The sequence below is a fragment of the Ochrobactrum sp. C6C9 genome (genome assembly GCF_022627935.1).
Classification (GTDB): Bacteria; Pseudomonadota; Alphaproteobacteria; order Rhizobiales; family Rhizobiaceae; genus Brucella; species Brucella teleogrylli.
Genome location: NZ_JABXGB010000005.1, coordinates 52628 through 76420 on the forward strand (window position 1 = coordinate 52628; position 23793 = coordinate 76420).

Here is a 23793-nt window from a genome sequence, read left to right on the forward strand (position 1 = left end):
AATACATCAATTATTGCTAAACTTATAATAATAATCGGTTTTCCGGATATGACACTTAATCTGACCATTGCATTTATTGTTGTCGGGTTGCTGCTTTGGTATTTCAAATGCCGCAAGCTTGGCTTTGTTTCGATTGCCGTTGGCATCGTTCTGTATGGCGCAATCGCGTCGGCCATCCTGCCCGATTATCTGATGAACCGCCTGCAGTCGTCCTATTCATCGACGCTGCAATCCTCGCTTGAAGACAACACCGCCTTTATCGTCTTCGGCATGGGCACGCAGACCGTCATGGAACGCGGTGAAAAAGTGGTCGAACCGCTCGCCTTTTCCTATGGGCCGATCCTTGCTGCCGTGGGCATGAACCATCACTGTATCGAGAGCGCCCTGAAGTGCACATTCATCGTCAGCGGCGCAGATGTGGCCGGGACCGGTGTGACCGAGGCGGCATCGATCGCCGGGCAATTGGTGAAGGCCGGTATTGATCCCGCTTCCATCCTGTTGGACGAAAAGAGCCGGAATACTTGGCAGAACGCCAAAAACACCGCAGCAATCCTGCGTGCGATCAAGCCCGCGAAGATCGTGCTGCTGCAGGCAGCGCCGATCATCAAGCGTGACTTGCTCTATCTGGCGCATTTCGGCGTGAAGCCCGAGCCGGTCGCAGCCGGTTTTTTGACGGCGGCGCATACCAATATGTCTTCGGCGGGACTTTCTTTTCTGGTGACCGATTTGGCCCTGCATGAAGCGATAGGCGTCTGGCGCTATGAGTTCTATAACTACATGGGATGGAATGAGCCGAAACAGCCACCGCTTGCGTTGGGCAGCGCTGCGCCTTCGGCAGTTCTCGCGCCTGCCCATTGAGTTTATGATGCTACCGCCCGACGCGTTTTGATAGGGCGCTGGAAAAAATATCCCCGAAATAACCCCAAAAGTGAGCAGATTTTTCGAAGCGGTTTTAAATTTCGGTGAGGTTGTGGCATCCTGTCGTCAAAGACCTCTGATACTGTCCTGACCAATGGCTACGAGGGATACCCGTGGGGGGCCCAAAGGAAACAATGGAGGCGGTCGTGAAATTATCGAGACTTTCGCTCACTTTGGCGGCATTGGTGGCAGCGGCCTCGCTGGCCGGAACCGTTCAGGCGAGCCACGCGGATCAGACGCTTCTGAACGTGTCCTATGATCCGACGCGTGAGCTCTACAAGGATTACAATGCGGCCTTTGCGGCGCATTGGAAGAAGGAAACCGGCGAAACCGTCACCATCCGCGCATCGCATGGCGGTTCGGGCGCGCAGGCCCGTTCGGTGATCGACGGCGTCAAGGCTGATGTGGTCACGCTGGCGCTCGAAAGCGATATCGACGCGATAGCGTCGCGCACCGGCAAGATCGACAAGGAATGGCGCAAGCGCCTTCCGAACAATTCGTCGCCTTATACATCCACGATCGTTTTTCTGGTGCGCAAGGGCAACCCCAAGGCCATCAAGGACTGGGGTGATCTGGTGAAGGATGGTGTGGAAGTCATCACGCCGAACCCGAAGACATCCGGCGGCGCGCGCTGGAACTATCTTGCCGCCTGGGCCTGGGCCTACAAGCAGTATGGCGGCGACGAACAGAAGATCAAGGATTACATCGCTGACCTGTTCCGTCACGTGCCGGTGCTTGATACTGGCGCACGCGGCGCGACGACCAGCTTCGTGCAGCGTCAGCTCGGCGATGTGCTGCTGGCCTGGGAAAACGAAGCCTATCTTTCCGTGGCCGAATTCGGCGAAGATGCGTTCGACATCGTCGTGCCGCCGCAGTCGATCCTGGCTGAACCCCCGGTCGCGGTCGTTGACAAGAACGCCGAGGAGAACGGCACCACCAAGCTGGCGCAGGCCTATCTCGAATATCTCTATTCGCCGGAAGGTCAGGCTATCGCAGCCAAGCATTTCTACCGTCCGTCGAAGCCGGACCTCATCCCGGCTGACCAGCAGCGCAAGCTTCCAGACCTGACGCTGGTAACCATCGACGATCCGATTTTCGGCGGTTGGGCCAAGGCGCAGCCTTACCATTTCGGTGACGGCGGTACGTTCGACCAGATCTACAAGCCGGGCAAATAAGGCGCAGACAAAAGCACAGTCAGCCGGTCAGAGCCGAAGCTGATATTTGCAGCCACTGAAAAAGGGAACAAAACAACAGCATGTCTTCGCTCCCTGCACGGGCCAGAGCAGGGTCGCACTTTCGCAAGCCGAGCGTCATTCCAGGTTTCGGACTGACGTTCGGTTTCAGTGTTGCCTATCTGACCCTTCTCATTCTCATTCCGCTGGCGGCCCTGGTGCTGCGCTCCAGCGAGATCGGTTTCTCGGGCTTCTGGCGGCTGATCACCGATCAACGCACGTTGAAATCGCTGGAAACAAGCTTTGGAACGGCATTCATCGCCGCGCTGGTCAATGTCGTGTTCGGCGTTATTCTGGCCTGGGTTCTGACCCGCTATCGCTTTCCGGGCCGCCGTTTCATCGATGCCATTGTCGATATTCCCTTTGCGCTGCCGACAGCGGTTGCCGGTATTGCGCTGGCCGCCATCTATGCACCGAATGGCTGGATCGGCAGCCTGTTTGCGCCCTTCGGCATCCGCATCGCCTTTACGCGCATCGGTATCGTGGTCGCGCTGATCTTCATCGGCCTTCCTTTCGTGGTGCGCACGGTGCAGCCGATCATGGAAGAAATCAGCCGTGAGGTCGAAGAGGCTGCGGCGACTCTCGGTGCCACGCGTTTCCAGACCATCTGGCGGGTGCTTCTGCCCAGCCTTCAGCCTGCGATCCTGACGGGCTTTGCGCTCGCCTTCGCACGCGGCGTGGGTGAATATGGCTCGGTCATCTTTATTGCGGGCAACACGCCCTATGTGTCGGAAATCGCGCCACTGCTGATCGTCGTCAAGCTGGAGGAATATGATTACGCCGGTGCGACGGCGCTCGCCACCATCATGCTGGTGCTTTCCTTCGCGATGCTCTTGTTCATCAATCTCATTCAGGCGCGATCAAGAAAGAAATACGGCTATGGCGAATGAAACAACAGGCACTGGCCGCGCCAGCCGCACTGGCCGCGCCAGCCGTAGCGCCGTGACGGAAAGCCGGACCACGCGCATCATCCTGATTGCGCTGGCGCTGGCGTTTCTGGCACTCTTTCTGATCCTGCCGGTGATTGCGGTTTTTGTGGAAGCGTTCCGCAAAGGCCCGACCGAATATCTCGAAGCCTTGCTGGAGCCGGACGCCTGGTCGGCGATCAAGCTCACCTTGACGGTCGCGGCCATCGCCGTGCCACTCAATCTGGTTTTCGGCGTTGCCGCTGCATGGGCCATCGCCAAGTTCGAGTTCAAGGGCAAGGCGCTGCTGACCACGCTGATCGACCTGCCGTTTTCGGTGTCGCCGGTGATTTCCGGTCTGGTCTTCGTGCTGCTGTTTTCCAGTCACAGCCTGCTTGGGCCATGGCTGGAGCAGCACGGGATCCAGATACTCTTCGCGGTGCCCGGCATCGTTCTGGCGACGGTCTTCGTCACTTTTCCCTTCGTGGCGCGCGAGCTGATCCCGCTGATGCAGGAGCAGGGAACCGGCGACGAAGAAGCGGCGATTTCACTTGGCGCCAATGGCTGGCAGACATTTCGCTATGTCACGCTGCCGAATATCAAATGGGGCCTTCTCTATGGCGTTCTGCTCTGTAATGCCCGCGCCATGGGTGAGTTCGGGGCGGTATCCGTGGTATCGGGCCGCATTCGCGGTCTCACCAATACGATGCCTTTGCACGTGGAAATCCTCTATAACGAGTATAATTTCGTTGCAGCATTTGCGGTGGCTTCGCTTCTGGCTCTGCTTGCGCTTCTGACGCTGGCGATCAAGACAATCCTGGAGCTGCGCTATAGCGATGAGCTGGCGGGCAGCAACGGGCACTGAAGGCAATTTGGAAAGCTGACCCGGGTGGTTGAAACCGGGCGCGGCTTCAAGGATAAATGGCCGCGAAGCGGCAGGGGAAGGATAGGGAATGGAAGTTCGTGTTGCCGACGTGCGTAAGGAGTTTGCCCGTTTTCCGGCTTTGCATAATGTGTCCCTGGATATCCGGTCTGGCGAACTGATCGCGCTGCTCGGCCCGTCCGGTTCGGGCAAGACGACGCTGCTGCGTCTGATCGCCGGGCTGGAAAGACCGACGGAAGGCACGATTTTCTTCGGTGAGGAAGACGCCTCGCAGAAGAGCGTGCAGGAGCGCAATGTTGGTTTTGTGTTTCAGCATTATGCGCTGTTCCGGCATATGACGGTCGCGGACAATATCGGTTTTGGCCTGAAAGTGCGCCCCGGTTCGACCCGTCCTGCCACCAGCGAAATCCGTCGCCGTGCGCTGGAATTGCTCGATCTGGTGCAGTTGCAGGGGCTGGAAAAGCGTTATCCCGCCCAGCTTTCCGGTGGTCAGCGCCAGCGCGTCGCGCTTGCCCGCGCCATGGCCATCGAGCCGAAGGTTCTGCTGCTCGATGAGCCTTTTGGCGCGCTCGATGCGCTTGTGCGCAAGGAATTGCGCCGCTGGCTGCGTGAAATTCACGACAAGACCGGCCATACGACCGTTTTCGTCACGCATGATCAGGACGAAGCGCTCGAACTCGCCGACCGCGTGGTGGTCATGAGCCAGGGACGGATCGAACAGCTCGGCACGCCCGATGAGATCTATGACAATCCGAACTCGCCTTTCGTCTATGGATTTATCGGCGAGTCCAGCACGCTTCCGGTCCGGGTCGAAAATGGCGAGGTCTGGCTGACGGATCGCAATATCGGCCTCACCGCCGAGGGCGCGGCAGAGGGCGAGGCGCAGCTCTATTTCCGCCCGCATGATGTGGAACTGCTCGACGGTTGCGGCGGCTGCATCGCAGGCACGGTTGTGGCAAGCCGACGCTCCGGCGGTAAGCGCCGGGTGGAGCTTGAAGTGGGCGGCGCGCGTGAGCGCATCGAAATCGAAATTCCTGCCGAACACCCGGCTGCGGAGAAAAGCCGCATCGCGTTTCGTCCGCGCTACTGGAAGCTGTTTCCGGCAGGCGGACCGGAAAAGGCTTCGAGTGAAACTTCGGCGAAGATTGGTGCCTGAATCGCGGTTTTTGACTGGCTAAGCAGACTAAAAGCGGCCTCCGCACGATGATTCTCGCGCGGAGGCCGCTTTTTTTGCCGTTCTGGACGAGAATGGCGGCGCGCGTTAAAATGGCTGCGACCGTACCCAGGGTGGTATTTTTTATAAATTCAATATGTTAGGGTTGTATTCAACGAGTTGATCCATAACGCAACATTACTACCGGGAAAGAATTGTGCGTTGCGATTTAAACGGTTTGAATATCAGCACAATCCGCCGTCGCATTTTGGCCAAATGCGGGCGACATGCAGGGAACCGATTACGGATACTGTCGTTTCCCTACATTGAATTGAAATGAATTTAGTATCCACCGCCGCAGATAACTCATCCCTTCGGAAAGGCTGTTAAGGCAGATGCCGGAATCGTCTTCGTCGCACTCCCATTCAACCTCAACCGAGAATAAATCGTCAAAGCCGCCCAAAACGAATAGTCCGATGGAGCCGAAATCCACTGGGCAGGGCGGTTCTGATCAGATTCCGCCGGAACAGCCATCGCCGATCCGCGCGCTTTACAAGACGGAAGATGAGCTGCGCGTTCTGGCGAGCACCGTTGCCCGCGGGGAAGACATTCCGCTGCCGGGCTATCTGGCGTTTCCGTTCGATCAGCGCCTGTCCGAAAACGGCAAGCTGATCCTGCATGCCTATCGCGCGTCCGACGCCGCGTCGCGTGCCGGTGAGACGATTACGCCTGCCGCGCAATGGTTGCTCGATAACCATTATCAGATCGACAAGAATGTCCAGCAGGCACGCCGCGATCTGCCGCGCCGATTCATTCGCCAGTTGCCGCCTTACAAGGCTGTCGAAGGCATGCCGCGCATTTTCGCGCTGGCCTGGCTTTATGTCGCCCATACGGACAGCAATTTCTCGCTCAAAACCCTGACGGCCATCGTAAAGGGCTTTCAGGAAGTCGAGCCGCTGAAGATCGGTGAATTGTGGGCGCTGCCCTCTGCCGTGCGCTATTTCCTGATCGAAAATGCGCGCCGTCTGGCTCTGCGTGTCGATCGTGCGCGCCTGATGCGCAATCTCGCCAATACGGCGGCCGACCGCATCGTGGTCGCTGCCGACGGCGCGGAACTCGATGCGGTTCTGGCGCAATATGCGCAGGCCGCCCGCGACAGCACTTTCGCCACGCATCTTCTCTATCGTCTGCGTTCCGCCTCCACCGACACGACGGCGGCGGCAAGCTGGCTCGAACGGATTCTGGAACAGGAAGGCAGCAACCCGGAAGACGCCATCGTCGAGGAACATGCACGCCAGTCCACTGGCGGCGTGACGATGGGCAACGTCATTCGCAGCCTGAAATCCATCGACGACGTGGATTGGGAAACCTGGTTCGAAACGGTCAACGAGGTCGATGCGATCCTGCGCGACCACAGCGATTTCGAACTCTTGGATTTCCGCTCGCGCAATGCCTATCGCGTGACGATTGAAAAGCTCGCCCGCTATTCGGATATGAGCGAAATCGATATCACCTGGGCAGCGCTCAAGCTTGCCGAGGAAGGCCAGCGTGCCGAGCAGGCCGGTCATCCGGAAGCCGAAGGCAAGGGCTCCATCGCCTATTATCTGTCGGGCGACGGTCGCAGCGATCTTGAGAAAGTCTGTGGCTACAAGGCGCCGTTCGGCGTCAAGGCGCTGCGCTTTTATCGCGGGCTTGGACTTCTTGGGCTATTCATCCCGACGGCGATCTTCACGATCCTGATTCTGCTGCTCGTCAATTACTGCATGAGCCGTGCCGGTCTTTCGACCGATCTGCGCCTGCTGTTCACGCTGCTGGCGATCTTCCCGGCGATGGATGCCTCCTATTCGCTGTTCAATGCGCTGGTGCCGTGGTTCGTGCAGCCGACGCGCCTGATCGGATTCGAATATAAGGAAGGCTTGCCTGAAGAAGCGCGCACGCTTGTCGCGGTGCCGACCTTCATCACCTCGCGTGATTCCATCGACGAGCAGATCCGCAATCTGGAAGTCCATTATCTCACCAATCCGCGCGGCGAGATTTATTTCGCGCTGGTCAGCGACTGGGTGGATGCGAAGCAGGAAATCAAGCCTGCGGACATGGAAATCTATGACTATGCGCGTGAGGAAATCGCCAAGCTCAACGAGCATTATACGGGCGGCGACCAGCCGCGCTTCTTCCTCATGCATCGCCGTCGCCTGTTCAACGACAAGCAGAATTGCTGGATGGGTTGGGAGCGCAAGCGCGGCAAGCTGCACGAGCTGAACCTGCTTCTGCGCGGCGATCAGGATACGAGCTTCTTCCCGCCGGATGAGCGTCTGCCGAAGGAAATCAAATATGTGATGACGCTGGACGCCGATACGCGTCTGACGCCGGAATCCGTCACCAATCTTGCTGGCAAACTCAGCCATCCGCTGAACCGTCCGGTCATCGATGAAAAGACCGGCAAGGTTGTTCGCGGTTATGGCATTTTGCAGCCGCGCGTGACGCCGTCGCTGACGACGGGCGACGAGGCATCGTTCCTGCAACGCGTCTTCTCGGTCAATCGCGGTATCGATCCTTACGTCTTCGCGGTTTCCGATACTTATCAGGATCTGCTGGGCGAGGGCACATTTACCGGTAAGGGTCTTTACGACATCGACGCCTTTGAGGCGGCGCTGAAGGATCGCGTGCCGGAAAACACGCTTCTCAGCCACGATCTTCTCGAAGGCGGCTATGCCCGCGCTGCACTCGTCAGCGATGTTGAAGTCGTGGAAGATTATCCGACCGGCTATAATGTCGATGTGTCGCGCCACCATCGCTGGGCGCGTGGCGACTGGCAGCTTCTGCCATGGCTGTTTTCCACCAATCGCGGCGTCAGCGCCACGACGCGTTGGAAGATGGTGGACAATCTGCGCCGTTCGCTGAACCCGATCTTGTGGTTGCTTGCCGCCGTAATCGGCTGGAGCGTGCTGCCGCTTGGCGTTGCTGCCGTCTGGCAGGGCTTCCTGATCGTCAGCATGTTCGTCGCGCCGACTTTCGGCATCGTCACCAATCTGATCCCGGTGAATATGGATTATTCGCTGAAGGGCCATGCGCAATCGGTGCTGACCGATATTGCACTGGGCACGGCGGATGTGGCGCTGCGCACCACCTTCATCGCGCATTCGGCCTTTCTGATGGCCGATGCCATTGCGCGCACGGTCTATCGTCTGTTCGTTTCGCGCCGCAACCTTCTGGAATGGCGCACAGCGGCGCAGGCCAAGACCTCACCGGACACGCTGCTGTTCTATTTCCAGCTCATGTGGCCAGCCATGGCCATTGCTGGTCTGGCGATGTTCGTGCCTCTCGCAGCCGAAAGCCACGCCGCGCTTATCGCAGCTCCCTTTGCGGTGATCTGGTTCGTCTCGCCGCTGATCGCTTGGCTGGTCAGCCGTTCGGCCAAGCCGCAGGACACGCTCGAAGTTCTGTCATCCGACAAGTCTGATCTGCGCCGTTATGCGCGCCGAACCTGGCGTTATTTTGCCGAATTCGCGAATGATGAAAACCATCATCTGCCGCCGGATAACTTCCAGGAAGACCCGCTGCCGGTGCTGGCGCAGCGTACCTCTCCGACCAATATCGGCGTCTATCTTCTGTCGATTGTCGCAGCCCGCGATTTCGGCTGGATTGGCTTCGACGAAACGGTGGAGCGTGTCGAGGCGACCGTCAATACGCTGGAGAAGATGGAGAAGTATCAGGGCCATCTCTACAACTGGTATGAGACCAACACGCTGACGCCGATGCGCCCGCTTTATGTTTCGGCGGTGGATAGCGGCAATCTCGCCGGCCATCTGGTGACATTGTCTTCGGCGCTCGAAGAATGGGCCGAAGCGCCATCCGTCTATGTGCAGGGCGACCTCGACGGTATCCTCGATGTCAACGACATCCTTGAGGAAACCATCGCGAGTATCCCGGACGACCGCCGCATCCTGCGTCCGCTGCGCCGCCGTCTGGAAGAGCGTATCGCCAATTTCCGCCGCGCCGTGCGCACCATCAAGGAAGAGCCGGAAACGGCATCCTTCCGCACGATCAACCTGTCGCTTTTCGCCAATGATATCGTGCGTCTGATGGAAGAACTCGACAGCGAGATCGAGACGCCCGCCAGCGCCGAGGCCAAGGAATGGGCGCGTATTCTGGTCGATACCTGCCAGGCGCACACCGATGACGCCATGGGCGAACGCGACACCGACGCGCTGCGCGAGCGCCTGCGCGATCTCGCAACCCGTTCGCGTCAGCTGGCCTTCGATATGCAGTTCGGCTTCCTTGAGCGGAAGGAACGTCGCCTTCTGTCGATCGGTTTCCGCGTGCAGGAAAACGAACTGGACGAAAGCTGCTACGATCTTCTGGCTTCCGAAGCCCGTCTGGCGAGCCTCTTCGCCATCGCCAAGGGCGACGTGCCGGTCGAGCATTGGTTCAAGCTGGGCCGTCTACTGGTGCCGGTGGGCTGGAAGGGCGCTCTGCTCTCCTGGTCCGGCTCGATGTTCGAATATCTGATGCCGCCGCTGGTCATGTCCGAGCCGCTCGGTTCGTTGCTCGACCAGACCAACAAACTCGTGGTGCAACGTCAGATCGACTATGCGACCTCGCGCGGTCTGCCATGGGGTATTTCCGAAGCGGCGTTCAATGCGCGTGACGCGCATATGAACTACCAGTATTCCAACTTCGGCGTGCCTAATCTGGGCTTGCAGCGCGGCCTGTCGCGCAATGCGGTTATCGCGCCTTATGCGAGCCTGCTTGCGTCGCAATATCAGCCAGCGGCTGCCGTCGCCAACCTCAAGCGTCTGGCCAAGCTTGGCGCGCTGGGCCGCTATGGCTTCCACGATTCCGTGGACTTCACCCCGTCGCGTGTTCGCGAAGGCGAAACCTGCGCGGTCGTGAAGAACTATTATGCCCACCATCATGGTATGGCGATCATCGCGGTCAACAATGTGATCTTCGAAGGCCGCATGCGCGAGCGTTTCCACTCCGATCCGGTGATCGAAGCCGCCGAACTCCTGTTGCAGGAAAAGGCGCCGCGCGAAATCCCGATGATTTACGCCAAGACAGAAAATCCGATGCGCGTGGATTCGGGCGGTTTCGACGATGCACCGATGCGCATCATCGACAAGCCGTTCAAGGCGCCGCGCACCACGCATATGATGTCGAACGGCCAATATGCGCTGATGGTCACGGCCAATGGTTCCGGCTACAGCCGCTGGCACAATTGGGATATCACCCGTTTCCACGCCGATGCGTCGGAAGACCTTCAGGGTTCCTTCCTGTTCCTGCGGGACATGGAAAGCGGCTATTGGTGGTCGGCGACCGGCGAGCCGGTGCGCAACCCGGAAGAAGAAACCAAGACCGTCTTCACCGAAGACAAGGCGGAATTCTACAAGACCGCCGGCGATATCAAGACGGTCATGGAAGTGATCGTCTCGTCGGAATATGACGGTGAGGGCCGCAGGCTCGACATCATCAACACCTCGGCGCGTGACCGCATCATCGAAGTCACGTCCTATGAGGAACTGGTGCTGACCGACAAGGACAGCGATGCCGCCCATCCGGCCTTTGCCAAGATGTTCGTCGAAACCGAAATCGCCGATAACGGTTCGACCATCTATGCCACGCGCCGCAAGCGCGCGCCGTCCGACCCGGATATCCATGTTGCGCATTTCGTCACCGATCTGACTGGCGCTGTGCGTGAAACCGAGGTCGAAACCGACCGCCGCGCCTTCATCGGTCGTGGCCGCAGCCTGCGTGATGCGATTGCCTTCGAGCCGGGTGCGAAATTTAGCGGCAGCCAGGGCTGCGTGCTCGATCCGATTGCATCGGTGCGCACCCGTGTCCGCGTACCGGCACACAAGAAGGTGAGCCTCGTTTTCTGGACCTTCGCCGGTGGCAGCCGCGATGCGGTGGAACATGCCGTGGCGATGCATCGCCATCCGGAAAGCTTTGCCCGCGAATATTCGCTGTCCTGGACCAGCTCGCAGGTGCAGCTCTACCATATTGGTATCAAGCCGGCGGAAGCTGCCGATTACCAGAAGGTCGCGGCCTATCTGCTCTATCCCGAGCGGACCTTGCGCCAGCCGCCGGAAACCATCGCCAGCGGTCTCGGCAAACAGTCCGATCTGTGGCCGATGTCGATTTCCGGCGATTATCCGATCTTCGCATTGCGGATCGACAACGAAGCCGATCTCGAAGTGCTGCGCGGCGTGTTGCGCGCGCAGGAATATTGGCGCTCGAAGGGCCTCACCGTCGATGTGGTGGCGGTCAACGAACGCGCCTTCTCCTATGCGCAGGATACGCAGCGCGCCATCGACTGGATCGTGGAAGGTTTCCGCGCCCGTGGCGGCGGGCAGCCGCATATCTTCGCGGTGCGCCGCGACCAGATGAGCGACGAAAGCTACAACACGCTCCTGGCTTCTGCCCGTATCGTCATGCACGCGCAGAACGGTTCGCTGGCCGAACAGCTGCGCCGCAGTGAGGAAATCACCGTCGATCTCGCCGCCCGCGATGCCAAGTCGGCGACCAATGGTCAGGCGGCGGCACAGGGTCTCGGTGCTGCCGGACTTGCGCCTGTCGCCATCGAACGTGGCGTCGGCGGTACGGAAGAACGCCGTCCGGTCGTCAAGCCGAAGGTCACCAATCGTCCGGCTCCGTCGGGCGACGATCTCCAGTTCTGGAACGGTTATGGCGGTTTTGCGGAGGATGGCAGCTATGTGGTGCGGGTCAATGGCCTCACCAACACGCCCCATCCGTGGATCAATGTCATCGCCAATCCGTCCTTCGGTTTCCATGTCTCGGCGGAAGGTTCGGCCTTCACCTGGGCTGGCAACAGCCGCGACTATCAATTGACCCCATGGGCCAACGATCCGGTCACCAACCGTCCGGGCGAGGCGATCTATATCCTCGACCGCGAAACGGGCCGCACCTTCGCGCCAACGTCGAATGTGCTGCGCGACGAGGCGGTGACTTACGAAGCCCGCCACAGCCATGGCTACAGCACTTTCGCCGCACAGCATGGCGAACTGGCGCTGGAACTGACCCATATTGTCGATGCCGACAAGCCGGTGCGCCTGTCGCGCCTGACGGTGACCAACAAGGGTCGCTCCAAGCGCAAGCTGCGCGCCTATGGTTACGTCGAATGGGTGCTGGGCAATGCCCGCGCCAAGAACGTGCCGTTCATCGTGCCGTCGCATGATGATGAACTGGGTGCGCTCTTTGCGGGCAACCCGTATCATCCCGACAAATCGGGCCAGATCGCCTTCTTTGCAGCGACTGAAAAGCCGCAATCGGTGACGGCTGATCGCAGCGAGTTCATTGGCACCACCGGTTCGGTGGACAGGCCGGAAGTCGTGCTCGCGGGCAGGGCGCTCTCCAACACGGTGGAAGCCGGACGTGATCCGTGCGCGGCGCTTGCGCTCGACATCGAGGTCGGTCCTGGCGAAAGCCGCGAATTGGTGTTCCTGCTCGGCAATGCCGCCGATCAGGTGCAGGCGAAAAAGCTGATTTCCGACGCCCGCACCGCGTCTTTCGAGGACAAGCTGCAGGCGGCGAAGAACCAGTGGGAAACGCTCTTCAATCGCGTGCAGGTGAAGACGCCTGATCCGGCCTTCGATCTTCTGGTCAATGGCTGGTTGCCTTATCAGGCGATTGCCTGCCGTATCTGGGCGCGTGCCGCTTTCTATCAGGCCAGCGGCGCCTTCGGCTTCCGCGACCAGTTGCAGGACACGCTGTCGCTGCTGCTCGTCGATCCGACGCTCGCCCGCGCGCAGATCCTCAATGCCGCATCGCGCCAGTTCCCGGAAGGCGATGTCCAGCATTGGTGGCTGCCCGCCACAGGTGCCGGTGTGCGCACACTGATCTCGGACGATGTGGTCTGGCTCGGCTATGGCACATCGCTTTATGTCGAGACCACGGGCGACCGCTCGATCCTCGATGAAAAGCTGCCATTCCTCGTCGGACGCAAGCTGGAAGAAGGCGAACATGATGCCTTCTATGAGCCGGAAATCTCCAAGGACACGGTGAGCCTTTACGAGCATTGCGCGCTGGCGCTCGACCTTGCGGTCGACCGCACCGGCAAGCATGGTCTGCCGCTGATCCTCGGCGGCGACTGGAACGACGGCATGAACCTTGTCGGTGTGAAGGGCGAAGGCGAAAGCGTGTGGCTCGGCTGGTTCCTGGCCTATACGCTGCGCCAGTTCATCCCGATTGCCGAAGCGCGCAAGGATAATGTTCGCGTTGATATCTGGAAAGCGCATCTGGACAGCCTGACGGCGGCGCTCGACCGCGACGGCTGGGATGGCGAATGGTATCGTCGTGGCTTCTACGACAATGGCGCGCCGCTTGGTTCGAAAGACAGCGACGAATGCCAGATCGACGCCATCGCGCAATCCTGGAGCGTGTTGTCCGGTGTGGCAGATCCAAAGCGCGCCGAACAGGCGATGGCTTCGCTCCAAAAACGTCTGCTGGATGAGGAGGGCGAACTGCTTCGCCTATTCACGCCGCCTTTCGACAAGACCGTGCAGGAGCCGGGTTACATCAAGGGCTATCCGCCCGGCGTTCGCGAGAACGGCGGTCAGTACACCCATGGCGCAACCTGGGCCATTCTGGCGCTGGCCCGCATGGGAAAGACAGCGGAAGCCTGGCGTCTGTTCTCGCTGATCAGCCCGGTCAATCATGGCCGCAACCCGGACACCTACCGTGTTGAACCTTATGTGATCGCAGCAGACATCTATTCCGTCGAGCCGCGTCGCGGGCAGGGCGGCTGGACCTGGTATACGGGTTCGGCAGGCTGGTTCTACCGCGTGGCAACCGAGGGCATCCTCGGTGTGACAAAGCGTGGAGACAGGCTGCATCTTGATCCGGCATTGCCGCCGGAATGGGACGGCTATGAAGCCGAGCTTCGTTTCGGCGAGGCGCTCTACCGGGTCAAGGTTGTCGCTGGCGCTAAGGATAAGGCGATCAAGTTCAACGGCCGCAAGGTCGGCAAACCGGACGAAGGCGTGCCGATCAAGCCGGATGGCGAACATGAAATTGTGGTAGAGCTTCCCAAACAGAAGTGAACCGATTAAAAAGGCGGGTGAAAACCCGCCTTTTGCACGACTCAGGCTAAGTAGAATTAGCCCTTGTGCCATCGGATACTTGTTGTTTGCTGGAGGCCGTGATGGCCAGAACTGATATCGCGCGCCGCGTCTATAACCATGCCTGGAAGCTCGATCCTATTATCCGCAGCCTGCTGGATACGGATTTCTACAAGCTTCTGATGCTCCAGATGATCTGGGGCCTCTATCCCAAGGTGGACGCGACCTTCTCGCTCATCAATCGCACGACCTCTGTGCGCCTCGCCGACGAGATCGAAGAAGGCGAGCTGCGCGCGCAGCTTGATCATGCGCGCACGCTGCGCTTCTCCAAAAAGGAAATGATCTGGCTGGCGGGTAACACCTTCTATGGCCGCAAGCAGATTTTCCAGCCGGAATTCCTGGCATGGCTGCATGATTTCCAGCTGCCGGAATATGAGCTTCGTCGCAAGGACGGGCAGTACGAGCTGCATTTCCACGGGCCGTGGTCTCACACATCGATGTGGGAAATTCCAGCGCTTGCCATCATCAACGAACTGCGTTCGCGCGCGGCGATGAAGAACCTCGGGCCGTTTTCGCTCGATGTGCTCTATGCCCGCGCCAAAGCCAAGATGTGGAGCAAGGTGGAACGGCTGCGCCTGCTGCCGGATCTGAAGATTTCCGACTTCGGCACCCGCCGTCGACATTCGTTCCTGTGGCAGCGCTGGTGCGTGGAGGCGCTGAAGGAGGGCATCGGCGATTCCTTTACCGGCACCAGCAACGTGCTTCTGGCGATGGATACCGACCTTGAAGCGCTCGGCACCAACGCGCATGAATTGCCGATGGTGCTGGCCGCACTCGCCAAGACCGACGAGGAACTGCGCAGCGCGCCCTATCGCGTGTTGCAGGACTGGAACCGTTATTATGGCGGCAATCTGCTGATTGTTCTGCCGGACGCTTTCGGCACCGCGGCCTTCCTGCGCAATGCGCCGGACTGGGTTGCCGACTGGACGGGTTTTCGTCCCGACAGCGCCCCGCCCGTCGAAGGCGGCGAACGCATCATCGAATGGTGGAAATCACGCGGAAAAGACCCGCGTGAAAAGCTGCTCATTTTCTCCGATGCGCTGGATGTCGATACGATCGAAGACACCTATCGCCATTTCGAAGGCCGTGTGCGCATGAGCTTCGGCTGGGGCACAAACCTCACCAATGATTTCATGGGTTGCGCGCCCAAGAGCATCGAAGGGCTGAATGCCATTTCGCTGGTCTGTAAGGTCACGGATGCCAATGGTCATCCGGCGGTCAAGCTTTCCGACAATCCGCAGAAAGCGACGGGCGACCCGAAGGAAGTGGCGCGTTATCTCAAATTCTTCGGCAATGAGGAAAGAGTGGAGCAGCTCGTCAGAGTTTAAACGTCAGCGGATATTCGGGTTCTGGTGGCCTGCAAATACCGCTCTTCTGCGCTTCCGGTGCTCACGTACCTTTAAGTACGCTGCGCGCCGGTTCTCGAAGAACGGCATTTTCGTCTCACCATAACGCCGAATCTCCACTGACGTTACGAGCCGCGTTTTACCGCTATTCCATCAGCCGTGCTGTGCCGGAAAGGCGGATTGATCCGCCGCGTTCCGTGCCGATCTGGGCGCGAAGATGCGACGGACTGCCCATATCCTCGCCCTGAAACACTTCGATCTCGCCGCCATGCGGCCAGCCGATATCGCGCAGATAGGCGGCAAAGGCCGCCGTGGAAGCGCCCGTCGCCGGGTCTTCATAGACGCCACCAGCAGCAAACGGGTTGCGGCTATGGAAGCGTTGCGGCGTTTCCGAATGGATCAGCAGGATGGTCGTCCAGCCCTGCCGCTTCATCATTACGCGGCCACGCGCCAGATCGTAATGCATCGAAGCAAGCTTCTCGCGTGAGCGCAGCGGCAACAGGATATGGTCCGCGCCCGCATGGATCAGCGCCGGCGGAATGCCGGGCGCGAGATCGTCCTTGTCGTAGCTGAACAGCGAGAGTGCCTGTTCCACCTCGACTTCAGCGGCGGCACGGTTGCGCGTCGGCGGCGATTGCAGGCTGGCGGCGAACAACTCGCCTTCCTTGCGACCGTCCACGCTGATGGTACTGTTATTGAGCTTCAGGTTGAAATGTCCGTCGCCCATGCGCATGGCCAGCGCTGCACCGAGCGCAATGGTGGCATGGCCGCAGAACGGCACTTCCATTTCAGGCGCGAAATAACGCACGCGCCAGCTTTCGCCGTCCGGCGCGGCGAAAGCCGTTTCAGAAAAGCCCACCTCCTTGGCGATTTTCTGCATTTCCTCTGGAGAGGGGAGGCGGTCCGCAATCAGCACACCTGCTGGGTTGCCGCCCTGATTGCCTTGTGAGAAGGCTGCGATGCGCAAGACGTCCACTGAATTGTCCTTCGCCATATTCGATTCTCTCCCACCCACTCCCTATAGAAGGCGGGAATTGAGTCGGGTCAATGGCGTAGGTTAGAAGGCGCTGTCTTATCTGTAGATGACGGAATCAATCGCGCATTTCTGCGGCCCATGGCGGGTTTGCGCCCGCGCGGGAAACGGTGACGGCAGCAGCCCGGACGCCAAGCGCAATAGCAGAATGAATCTGGTCTTCGTTCAGAGTTGCGATGGCCGCCTTGTTGAGCAAGCCCTGATTGTGCAGGCTGACCAGAATGCCCGCATTGACCGTATCGCCCGCGCCAACCGTGTCCACGACATCAACTTTGACGCCCGGCACACGCACCGTTGCATGGGCCGTATAGGCATCGGCGCCATGGGCGCCCTTGGTAATGACGATCAGCTTTGGACCGAGCTTCAGCCATTCGGCGGCGATTTCGTCATGGCTGCCATGTTCGCCGAACCAGTTGAGGTCTTCGTCGGACAGTTTCACGATATCGGCCAGCGCGATCATGCGTTTCATGCGCGCCAGATGCTTCTCGCGGTCGGTGATGAAACCGGCGCGGATATTGGGATCGAGGAACATGACCCGCTTTTTAGCTTCACGGGTCATCAGCGCTTCATAGACGCTGCCGCATGGCTCGGAAATCAGGCTGATGCAGCCAAACAGCATGGCGTCGATGCTTTCATCCACGAAAGGCATGTCGCTTTCGGAAAGCATGCGGCCAGCCGTATTCTCGTCGTAGAAAGCATAGCGCGCCTGACCGTCCACGAGGCGGACGAAGGCAAGCGTCGTCGGGCGATCCGAAATGGCGGCAAAGGAATAATCGACATTGGAGCGCGCCAGCGTGTCACGCAGCACTTCGCCGAAGAAATCCGAGGAAATGCCGGAGAAGAAGCCTGTCGGCACGCCAAGTCGCCCAAGCGCTATGGCCGAATTGAAAACCGAACCGCCCGCAAAAGGCACGAAGGCTGTTTCGCCGGTCGCGGCTTCGCGTGGCAGCATGTCGATCAGGGCTTCACCGCAACAAAGGATCATGGCTCGGTTTCTGTTGAATTGGGTTTTAAATCGATTGAAGGCAGCTAAACAAAAAGCGCGGTGTTTTTCAACAGCCGCGCTTTGCATTTGTTAGACGTGCTGGCCGCCATTGATATGGATTTCCGATCCCGTGACATAGGATGAAGCTTCAGTGCACAGGAAGTAGATGGTTTCCGCGACTTCCGAGGTTTTGCCAAGGCGGCGCATGGGCAATTGTTCCACCAGCTTTTCTGTGCCCGGCGACAGGATCGCCGTGTCGATTTCGCCCGGCGCAATAGCGTTGACGCGGATGCCATAGGGGCCGAAATCCGAGGCCATTTCGCGCGTCAGCGAGGAAAGCGCTGCTTTCGACGTGGCATAAGCGGTGCCTGCAAAGGGGTGAACACGGCTGCCTGCAATGGAGGTCACATTGACGACCGAACCCTGTGCGGCTTCCAGTTCCTTGAACAGGCCACGCGCCAGCATGATAGGGGCCATGAAATTGACCTGAAACACGTCGCGCCACACGGCCATCGGCGTTTCAATCGAATTCAGGCGGCGGCCGCCCTGTGCTTTCGGCGAAATGCCTGCATTGTTGACGAGCGCATGCAGCTTGCTGCCATTGGCTTCAAGGCGACGGCGGATTTCGGCAATCGCTTTGCCGACGTCTTCCTGATCGGCCAGATCGACCTTGATATGGTCTTCCGGTCCGGCGGGCCATGGGCAATTATCGGAAAAATCCTGCCGCGAGCAGGTAATCACGCGCCAGCCTGCACGCGAAAAACGCTTGACGGTCGCATGGCCGATACCGCGGCTGGCGCCGGTCAGAACCAGTGTCTTGCGCTCTTCGTCAACCTTCGGGGCTTCAGATGGGGACGCGTCTGTTTTGGTCATTTGGGTCATGGAAAACCTCGCTCTCAAATCTTGAATAGACCATGCCGCTCAAGATTTCGAGGGGAATTAGCAATTGCGTGCAGAAGGTGCTTCACTTGATCGCGACTGCGGGAGCGGACTGTCATCCACTCCCGCATTTCTTGCAAATCTCTACTGCGAATTGCCCATGATGATGTCAAGCAACGTGGTGGAGCCACCCTGCCGTCGCTGCGGCTGCTGCACCGGCTGGCCACCGACCTCGCCGGGTGGCATCGGGCGGTAGGTGTCGTCATACCCGCCGGATGCGTTGCCCTGCGGGCCCGGCGCATTCACAGGATAAGCGCCTTCCGGTGCAGCCTGCTGGATGTCGTTGCGCGTGGTGGTTTCCGGCGCTGGCGGCCAGTAACCATCGTCGCCATTTCCAGCCATCGGCTGATCGCCATAGCCGCCCTGTGGCATCATGTTGGGATCGTAAGGCGCATTCGGGTCCATGCCGTCGCTGCCGCCGGGAACGACATTCTGGATGTCGTAATGGCCGGGCAGTTCGGAGATGGGCACGCCCTTGTGCGCTTCCTGCATAAAGCTTTTCCAGGCGGCAACCGGCAAGGTCGAGCCGAAGACGCGCTTCATGCCCTTGCCATCGTCATTGCCGAACCAGACGCCAGTGGTGAGATTGGATGTGTAGCCGACGAACCATGCGTCGCGGAAATTCTGGCTGGTGCCGGTTTTCCCCGCTGCGGGCCAGCCGCCAAAGGCCGCCTTGCGCGCCGTACCGTCCTCGACGGTGCGCCGCAACATGGCGTTCATCATGCCGACATTGCGCTCGTCGATGACACGCGGGCCAATGGCGTCATCTTTCTGGTAAAGCACCTTGCCATCGGCATCCGTCACCTTGGTGATGAAATAGACCGGCGCGCGATAGCCGCCATTGGCAAAAGGCACATAGGCATCGGCCAGTTCGAGAAGGGTCACTTCCGAGGTGCCAAGCGCCAGCGAAGCGTTGGGCTCAAGCTTCGATTGCACGCCAAGACGGTGCGCGGTATCCACCACGGTCTGCGGGCCGACTTCCATCACAAGCTGGGCGGAAACCGAGTTGAGCGAGTGCGACAGCGCGGTCGCCAGCGTCACTTCGCCCATATATTTGCCGTTGTCGTTGCTGGGCGTCCACTTGCCGATGCGCACCGGCGCATCGTTGCGCACCGAATCCGGTGTGCGGCCCTGTTCCAGCGCCGAAAGATAGACGAACGGCTTGAAGGAGGATGCAGGCTGACGGCGCGCATCGGTCACGCGGTCAAACTGGCTGGCGGCATAATCGACGCCACCGACCATGGCGCGCACCGCGCCGGTGCCGTCGATGGAAACGAGCGCACCCTGGCTCACATTCATTTTCTTGCCGCTTTGGGAAATCTGGTCCTTGATCGCCTCTTCGCCTGCCGATTGCAGGCCGAGATCGATGGTCGTTTCCACCGTGATATCGGTCTTCGCCTCGCCGATCAGGGCTGGCAATGCCGACACGACCTTGTCGGCGACATAGTTTTCCGAACCCTGCCAGAAGGATGGCGCGCGGGTCGGCGGTTCGCTTTCGGCGATCGCCAGTTGTCTGTCATCGATCATGCCTTCTTCGCGCATGGCACCCAGCACCAGCTTGGCGCGGGCGGCGGCGGCTTCCGGATCGCGGGCGGGCGACAGGCGGGACGGGGCTTTGAGAAGGCCAGCCAGCGTGGCGGCTTCCATCAGGTTCACATCCTTGGCCGACTTGTTGAAATAGCGCCGCGAAGCCGCGTCGACGCCATAGGCGCCCGAACCGAGATAGACCCGGTTCAGATACATCTCCAGAATCTGTTCCTTGGTGTATTTATGCTCGAGCCATACGGCGAGCATCACTTCCTGTACCTTGCGTTCCAGCGTGCGGTCAGGTGACAGGAACAGGTTTTTGGCCAGCTGCTGTGTCAAAGTGGAACCGCCCTGCACGGCGCGCCCCGAAACAACATTGGTCACAATTGCGCGGGCAAGGCCGATCGGGTCGATGCCGAAATGCGAAAAGAAACGCCGGTCTTCAATGGCGACAACCGCCTTTGGAATGAAGGCCGACATTTCATGCAGACCCACAGCCTCGCCGCCGGTGGTGCCGCGATTGGCAATCAGCTTTCCGCTAACATCGACAATGCGCACGTTGGGTGGACGGTCGGGAATTTCCCAATCCGTCGTCGGCGGCATCTTGGCTGCAAAATAGACGAGCACACCGGCAAGGCCGATGCCGCCCCACAGGCCGAGCACGAAGCACCAGTAGATCGCCCGGCGCAGAAAGCCGAAGAAGCCGCGCGGCTTCGCCTTGCCGCGGCGTGCCGCACGCGGTTCGCGATCCCGGGACGGGGTCCGTTTGCGTTGCTGCGAGCGCGCCATACGCTCCTCCTCATCGACACGGAAATCGTCCTCGTCAGTCCTCTTCTCTTCTTTGCCGAAAGAAGGGTCGATGCGTCCGTTCCTGTCGTCTCGCGATGCCATAGTCTGCCTAAGTTACCCACCTGCGCGCCGGTCCGTTATGCGTGCGAACCGATCATTTTCCAAAATTAATCTGCATTGCCGTCATGTTATTCAGCCAATGCGAAGAAGGGTCTACCCGGTGCAGGGTAAATGCGGCGGTTTAAAGGGACGTAAATCGCCGGTTAATAAAAAGCCCGCCATGCGGCGGGCTTTTCCAGTTTTACGAACAGCTTACTCGCTGCGAGGCTTCTTGCTATAGCCGCCTTCGGACTTCTTCGGGCCCTTTTTGAAGCCGTCACCACGCGGCTTGTCACCCCAGGATTTTTCGCCACGCGGCTTGTCGCCCCATGACTTTTCCCCACGTGGCTTGTCGCCCCAAGGCTTGTCTCCGCGCGGCTTGTCGCCCCAGGATTTCTCGCCATAAGACTTTTCACCACGCGGCTTGAAGCTCTTGCTTTCGCGGCGTCCGGCATCTTCACCGGCGCCAGCAACCGCAGGACGGATCACCAGACCCTTTTCGCCCGTGCCGCGCTCGGCAACCGACTGACGGAATTCATCGGCCTTCGATGCGGCGATTTCAAAGCGGGTTTCGCCGTCGAGGATCTTGATCGAGCCGACATCGCGCTTCGACACGTCGCCGGCCTTGCAGATCAGCGGCAGCAGCCACTTCGGATCGGCGCGGTGCTTTCGACCAGCCGAAACCGAGAACCAGACGCCATCGAAATGCGCATTGCGGTCGAAGCGTTCGCCCGGTTCGCCGCGTTCTCCACGATCAAAACGGTCGTTACGCTCGAAACGATCGCCGCGGTCAGAACGTTCGCGCGGTTTCTTGCCGCCAACCGGATGAACCGGCGCGTCCGACACTTCTTCCGGTGCAGGCGCCAGCGACAATTCGCGATTGAGATAGGCGGCTGCCAGCTGTTCCGGCGTGTAACGCTCCAGAAGCGCTTTCAGCACGTCCTGATGTTCTTCCTCAACCGGCTGGCCAAATGCCTCGGCATTGAGAATGCGTTCGTTGTTTTTGGCCTGAACGGCAGCAATGCCCGGCGCAGGGATGGTCTGCGCGTCGAGCTTCGCCATATGCAGAAGGCGCTCGGCGGAACGGCGGCGCGAGAACGGCACGACCAGCACGCAGGTGCCCTTGCGACCGGCGCGACCGGTACGGCCCGAACGGTGCAGCATGGTTTCAGGATTGTTCGGCAGATCGGCATGGATAACCAGATCGAGATTCGGCAGATCGATACCGCGTGCGGCAACGTCGGTCGCCACACAAACGCGGGCGCGACCATCGCGCATGGCCTGCAGCGCATTGTTGCGCTCGGCCTGGCTCAGTTCGCCCGAAAGCGCCACCACTGCAAAGCCGCGATTGGAAAGGCGGCTTGCCATGTGCTTTACCGCTTCACGGGTTGAGCAGAAGATGATCGAGTTCTGTGAATCGTAATAAAGCAGCGTGTTGATGATCGCGTGGTCGCGCTCATGCGGCGGAACCGGCATGGCGACATAATCGATATCGGCGTGCTGGCTGGTTTCGCTCTGCACGGTGAGGCGCAGCGCATTGTTCTGGAAACGCTTGGCGAGCTGCGCGATGGGCTTCGGCACGGTTGCCGAGAACATCAGCGTGCGGCGGTCTTCCGGCGCTTCACCGAGGATGAATTCGAGGTCTTCGCGAAAACCCATGTCGAGCATTTCGTCGGCTTCGTCGAGCACGACGACGCGCAGCGCAGACATGTCCAGCGCGGAGCGGGTGATATGGTCGCGCAGGCGGCCCGGCGTACCAACGACGATATGGCTGCCACGTTCCAGCGCACGGCGCTCGGTGCGGATATCCATGCCGCCAACGCAGGATGCAATGCGCGCGCCGGTATCGGCATAAAGCCATTCCAGCTCGCGTCGCACCTGAAGCGCCAATTCGCGCGTCGGCGCGATGATCATGGCAAGCGGCGCACCCGCTTCGCCGAAGCGAAGCTCGTCTTCCAGAATGGTGTTGGCCATGGAGAGACCGAAGGCAACGGTCTTGCCGGAACCGGTCTGGGCGGAAACGAGAAGGTCGGAATCAAGGGTTTCAGGCGCCAGCACGGCGTTCTGAACGGCGGTGAGGGTATTATAACCGCGAGCGGCAAGAGCTCCGGACAGGGCCGGAGCGATGGTTTCGGGCAGAGACATGGACAACTTTCACAAAAGCTTCACAAGTCGCAAACCCATTGGCCGTAAACCTAACGTTCACGGCTCCCCTGGCGACCACCGAAGCAACAGAATTGCCGCTTCCCTATAGGGTTCAGGTCGCGAGGTCAACCATGGCTGGCGACATGGCAGCCCTGCGCCCGGCGTATGCCAATTGACCGACTTACCGGGGCTCAGTTTTCATTTAATATATAAACGTCACTATCAATAATGATTGGCTATCAATTCGATTTAATCAAAGTAATTGCGAGATAAAAATGAGAAAATTATTGGCTGTTTCAGCTTTTTTAATCGTTGGCTTGATGTTTTCTGTCAATTACGGTGTCGCAAGGCCGATTTCGTACTGTGCATCTGGAATTCCTCCCAAGAGTAACCCCAATGAATATGATGATTTCAGAAATGCAAAATTCCAGCTCGACCAATATTTGAAGGGGAAGGGGCAGAGGCCCACGGTCTTCAACAATAACGAGGGAATTCTCCCGAATGTGCCTCGTATGACCTATTTTGAGTTCGATCTCGGCAAGGATCGATACGGTCGCCGTGGAAGGCACCGGGCCATTATCGGTTATGATGGGAGTGCAAATCGCACCTATTATTATACGGATAATCACTACAGATCGTTCTGTATGATCCGTTAAAATGCGGGTTGAAAGCAAGGCCGAGCCGCAACCGTCTGGCAGTGAC

The 23793-nt window shown here is 59.4% G+C and carries 13 protein-coding genes; 8 read left to right on the forward strand and 5 right to left on the reverse strand.

Annotated elements, in window-relative coordinates; genetic code table 11:
- Positions 1-48: 48 nt before the first annotated feature.
- The 7 genes from HWD97_RS05315 (at position 49) to pncB (ending at position 15556) form a co-directional block, all read left to right on the forward strand.
- Positions 49-858, forward strand: a complete 810-nt coding sequence (locus HWD97_RS05315) for a YdcF family protein (RefSeq protein ID WP_121537060.1) — start codon at positions 49-51, stop codon at positions 856-858.
- A 206-nt stretch (positions 859-1064) separates the two neighbouring features.
- Positions 1065-2093, forward strand: coding sequence for a sulfate ABC transporter substrate-binding protein (locus HWD97_RS05320; RefSeq protein ID WP_121537440.1), 1029 nt, complete (start codon positions 1065-1067; stop codon positions 2091-2093).
- An 80-nt stretch (positions 2094-2173) separates the two neighbouring features.
- Positions 2174-3040: a sulfate ABC transporter permease subunit CysT gene (gene cysT / locus HWD97_RS05325; RefSeq protein WP_109368142.1), complete on the forward strand. Its 867-nt coding sequence runs from the start codon at positions 2174-2176 to the stop codon at positions 3038-3040.
- A complete protein-coding gene (gene cysW, locus HWD97_RS05330; RefSeq protein WP_109368143.1) occupies positions 3030-3920 on the forward strand; it encodes a sulfate ABC transporter permease subunit CysW in 891 nt (296 codons plus the stop codon). Before cysT ends, cysW begins: the two co-directional genes overlap by 11 nt.
- 88 nt (positions 3921-4008) lie before the next feature.
- Positions 4009-5094, forward strand: a complete 1086-nt coding sequence (locus HWD97_RS05335) for a sulfate/molybdate ABC transporter ATP-binding protein (protein ID WP_121537064.1) — start codon at positions 4009-4011, stop codon at positions 5092-5094.
- A 473-nt stretch (positions 5095-5567) separates the two neighbouring features.
- A complete protein-coding gene (locus HWD97_RS05340; protein ID WP_371830793.1) occupies positions 5568-14150 on the forward strand; it encodes a GH36-type glycosyl hydrolase domain-containing protein in 8583 nt (2860 codons plus the stop codon).
- A gap of 101 nt (positions 14151-14251) precedes the next feature.
- A complete protein-coding gene (gene pncB / locus HWD97_RS05345; RefSeq protein WP_121537068.1) occupies positions 14252-15556 on the forward strand; it encodes a nicotinate phosphoribosyltransferase in 1305 nt (434 codons plus the stop codon).
- Between the two features lie 163 nt (positions 15557-15719).
- Here pncB and HWD97_RS05350 read toward each other — a convergent pair whose 3' ends face one another.
- The 5 genes from HWD97_RS05350 to HWD97_RS05370 form a co-directional block, all read right to left on the reverse strand.
- On the reverse strand, positions 15720-16550 hold the full coding sequence (locus HWD97_RS05350; protein WP_109370143.1) for a PhzF family phenazine biosynthesis protein: 831 nt from the start codon (positions 16548-16550) through the stop codon (positions 15720-15722).
- 115 nt (positions 16551-16665) lie between these two features.
- Complete coding sequence (locus HWD97_RS05355) at positions 16666-17592, reverse strand: carbohydrate kinase (RefSeq protein ID WP_121537070.1); 927 nt, start codon at positions 17590-17592, stop codon at positions 16666-16668.
- 90 nt (positions 17593-17682) lie between these two features.
- On the reverse strand, positions 17683-18474 hold the full coding sequence (locus HWD97_RS05360; RefSeq protein ID WP_121537072.1) for an SDR family NAD(P)-dependent oxidoreductase: 792 nt from the start codon (positions 18472-18474) through the stop codon (positions 17683-17685).
- A gap of 141 nt (positions 18475-18615) precedes the next feature.
- A complete protein-coding gene (locus tag HWD97_RS05365; protein WP_121537074.1) occupies positions 18616-20949 on the reverse strand; it encodes a transglycosylase domain-containing protein in 2334 nt (777 codons plus the stop codon).
- 210 nt (positions 20950-21159) lie between these two features.
- Entirely contained in the window at positions 21160-23091 is a 1932-nt protein-coding gene (locus tag HWD97_RS05370) for a DEAD/DEAH box helicase (protein ID WP_121537076.1), read from the reverse strand.
- Between the two features lie 275 nt (positions 23092-23366).
- Between HWD97_RS05370 and HWD97_RS05375 the strand changes: the two genes are divergently transcribed.
- Positions 23367-23747: a ribonuclease domain-containing protein gene (locus tag HWD97_RS05375; protein WP_121537078.1), complete on the forward strand. Its 381-nt coding sequence runs from the start codon at positions 23367-23369 to the stop codon at positions 23745-23747.
- Positions 23748-23793 lie beyond the last annotated feature (46 nt).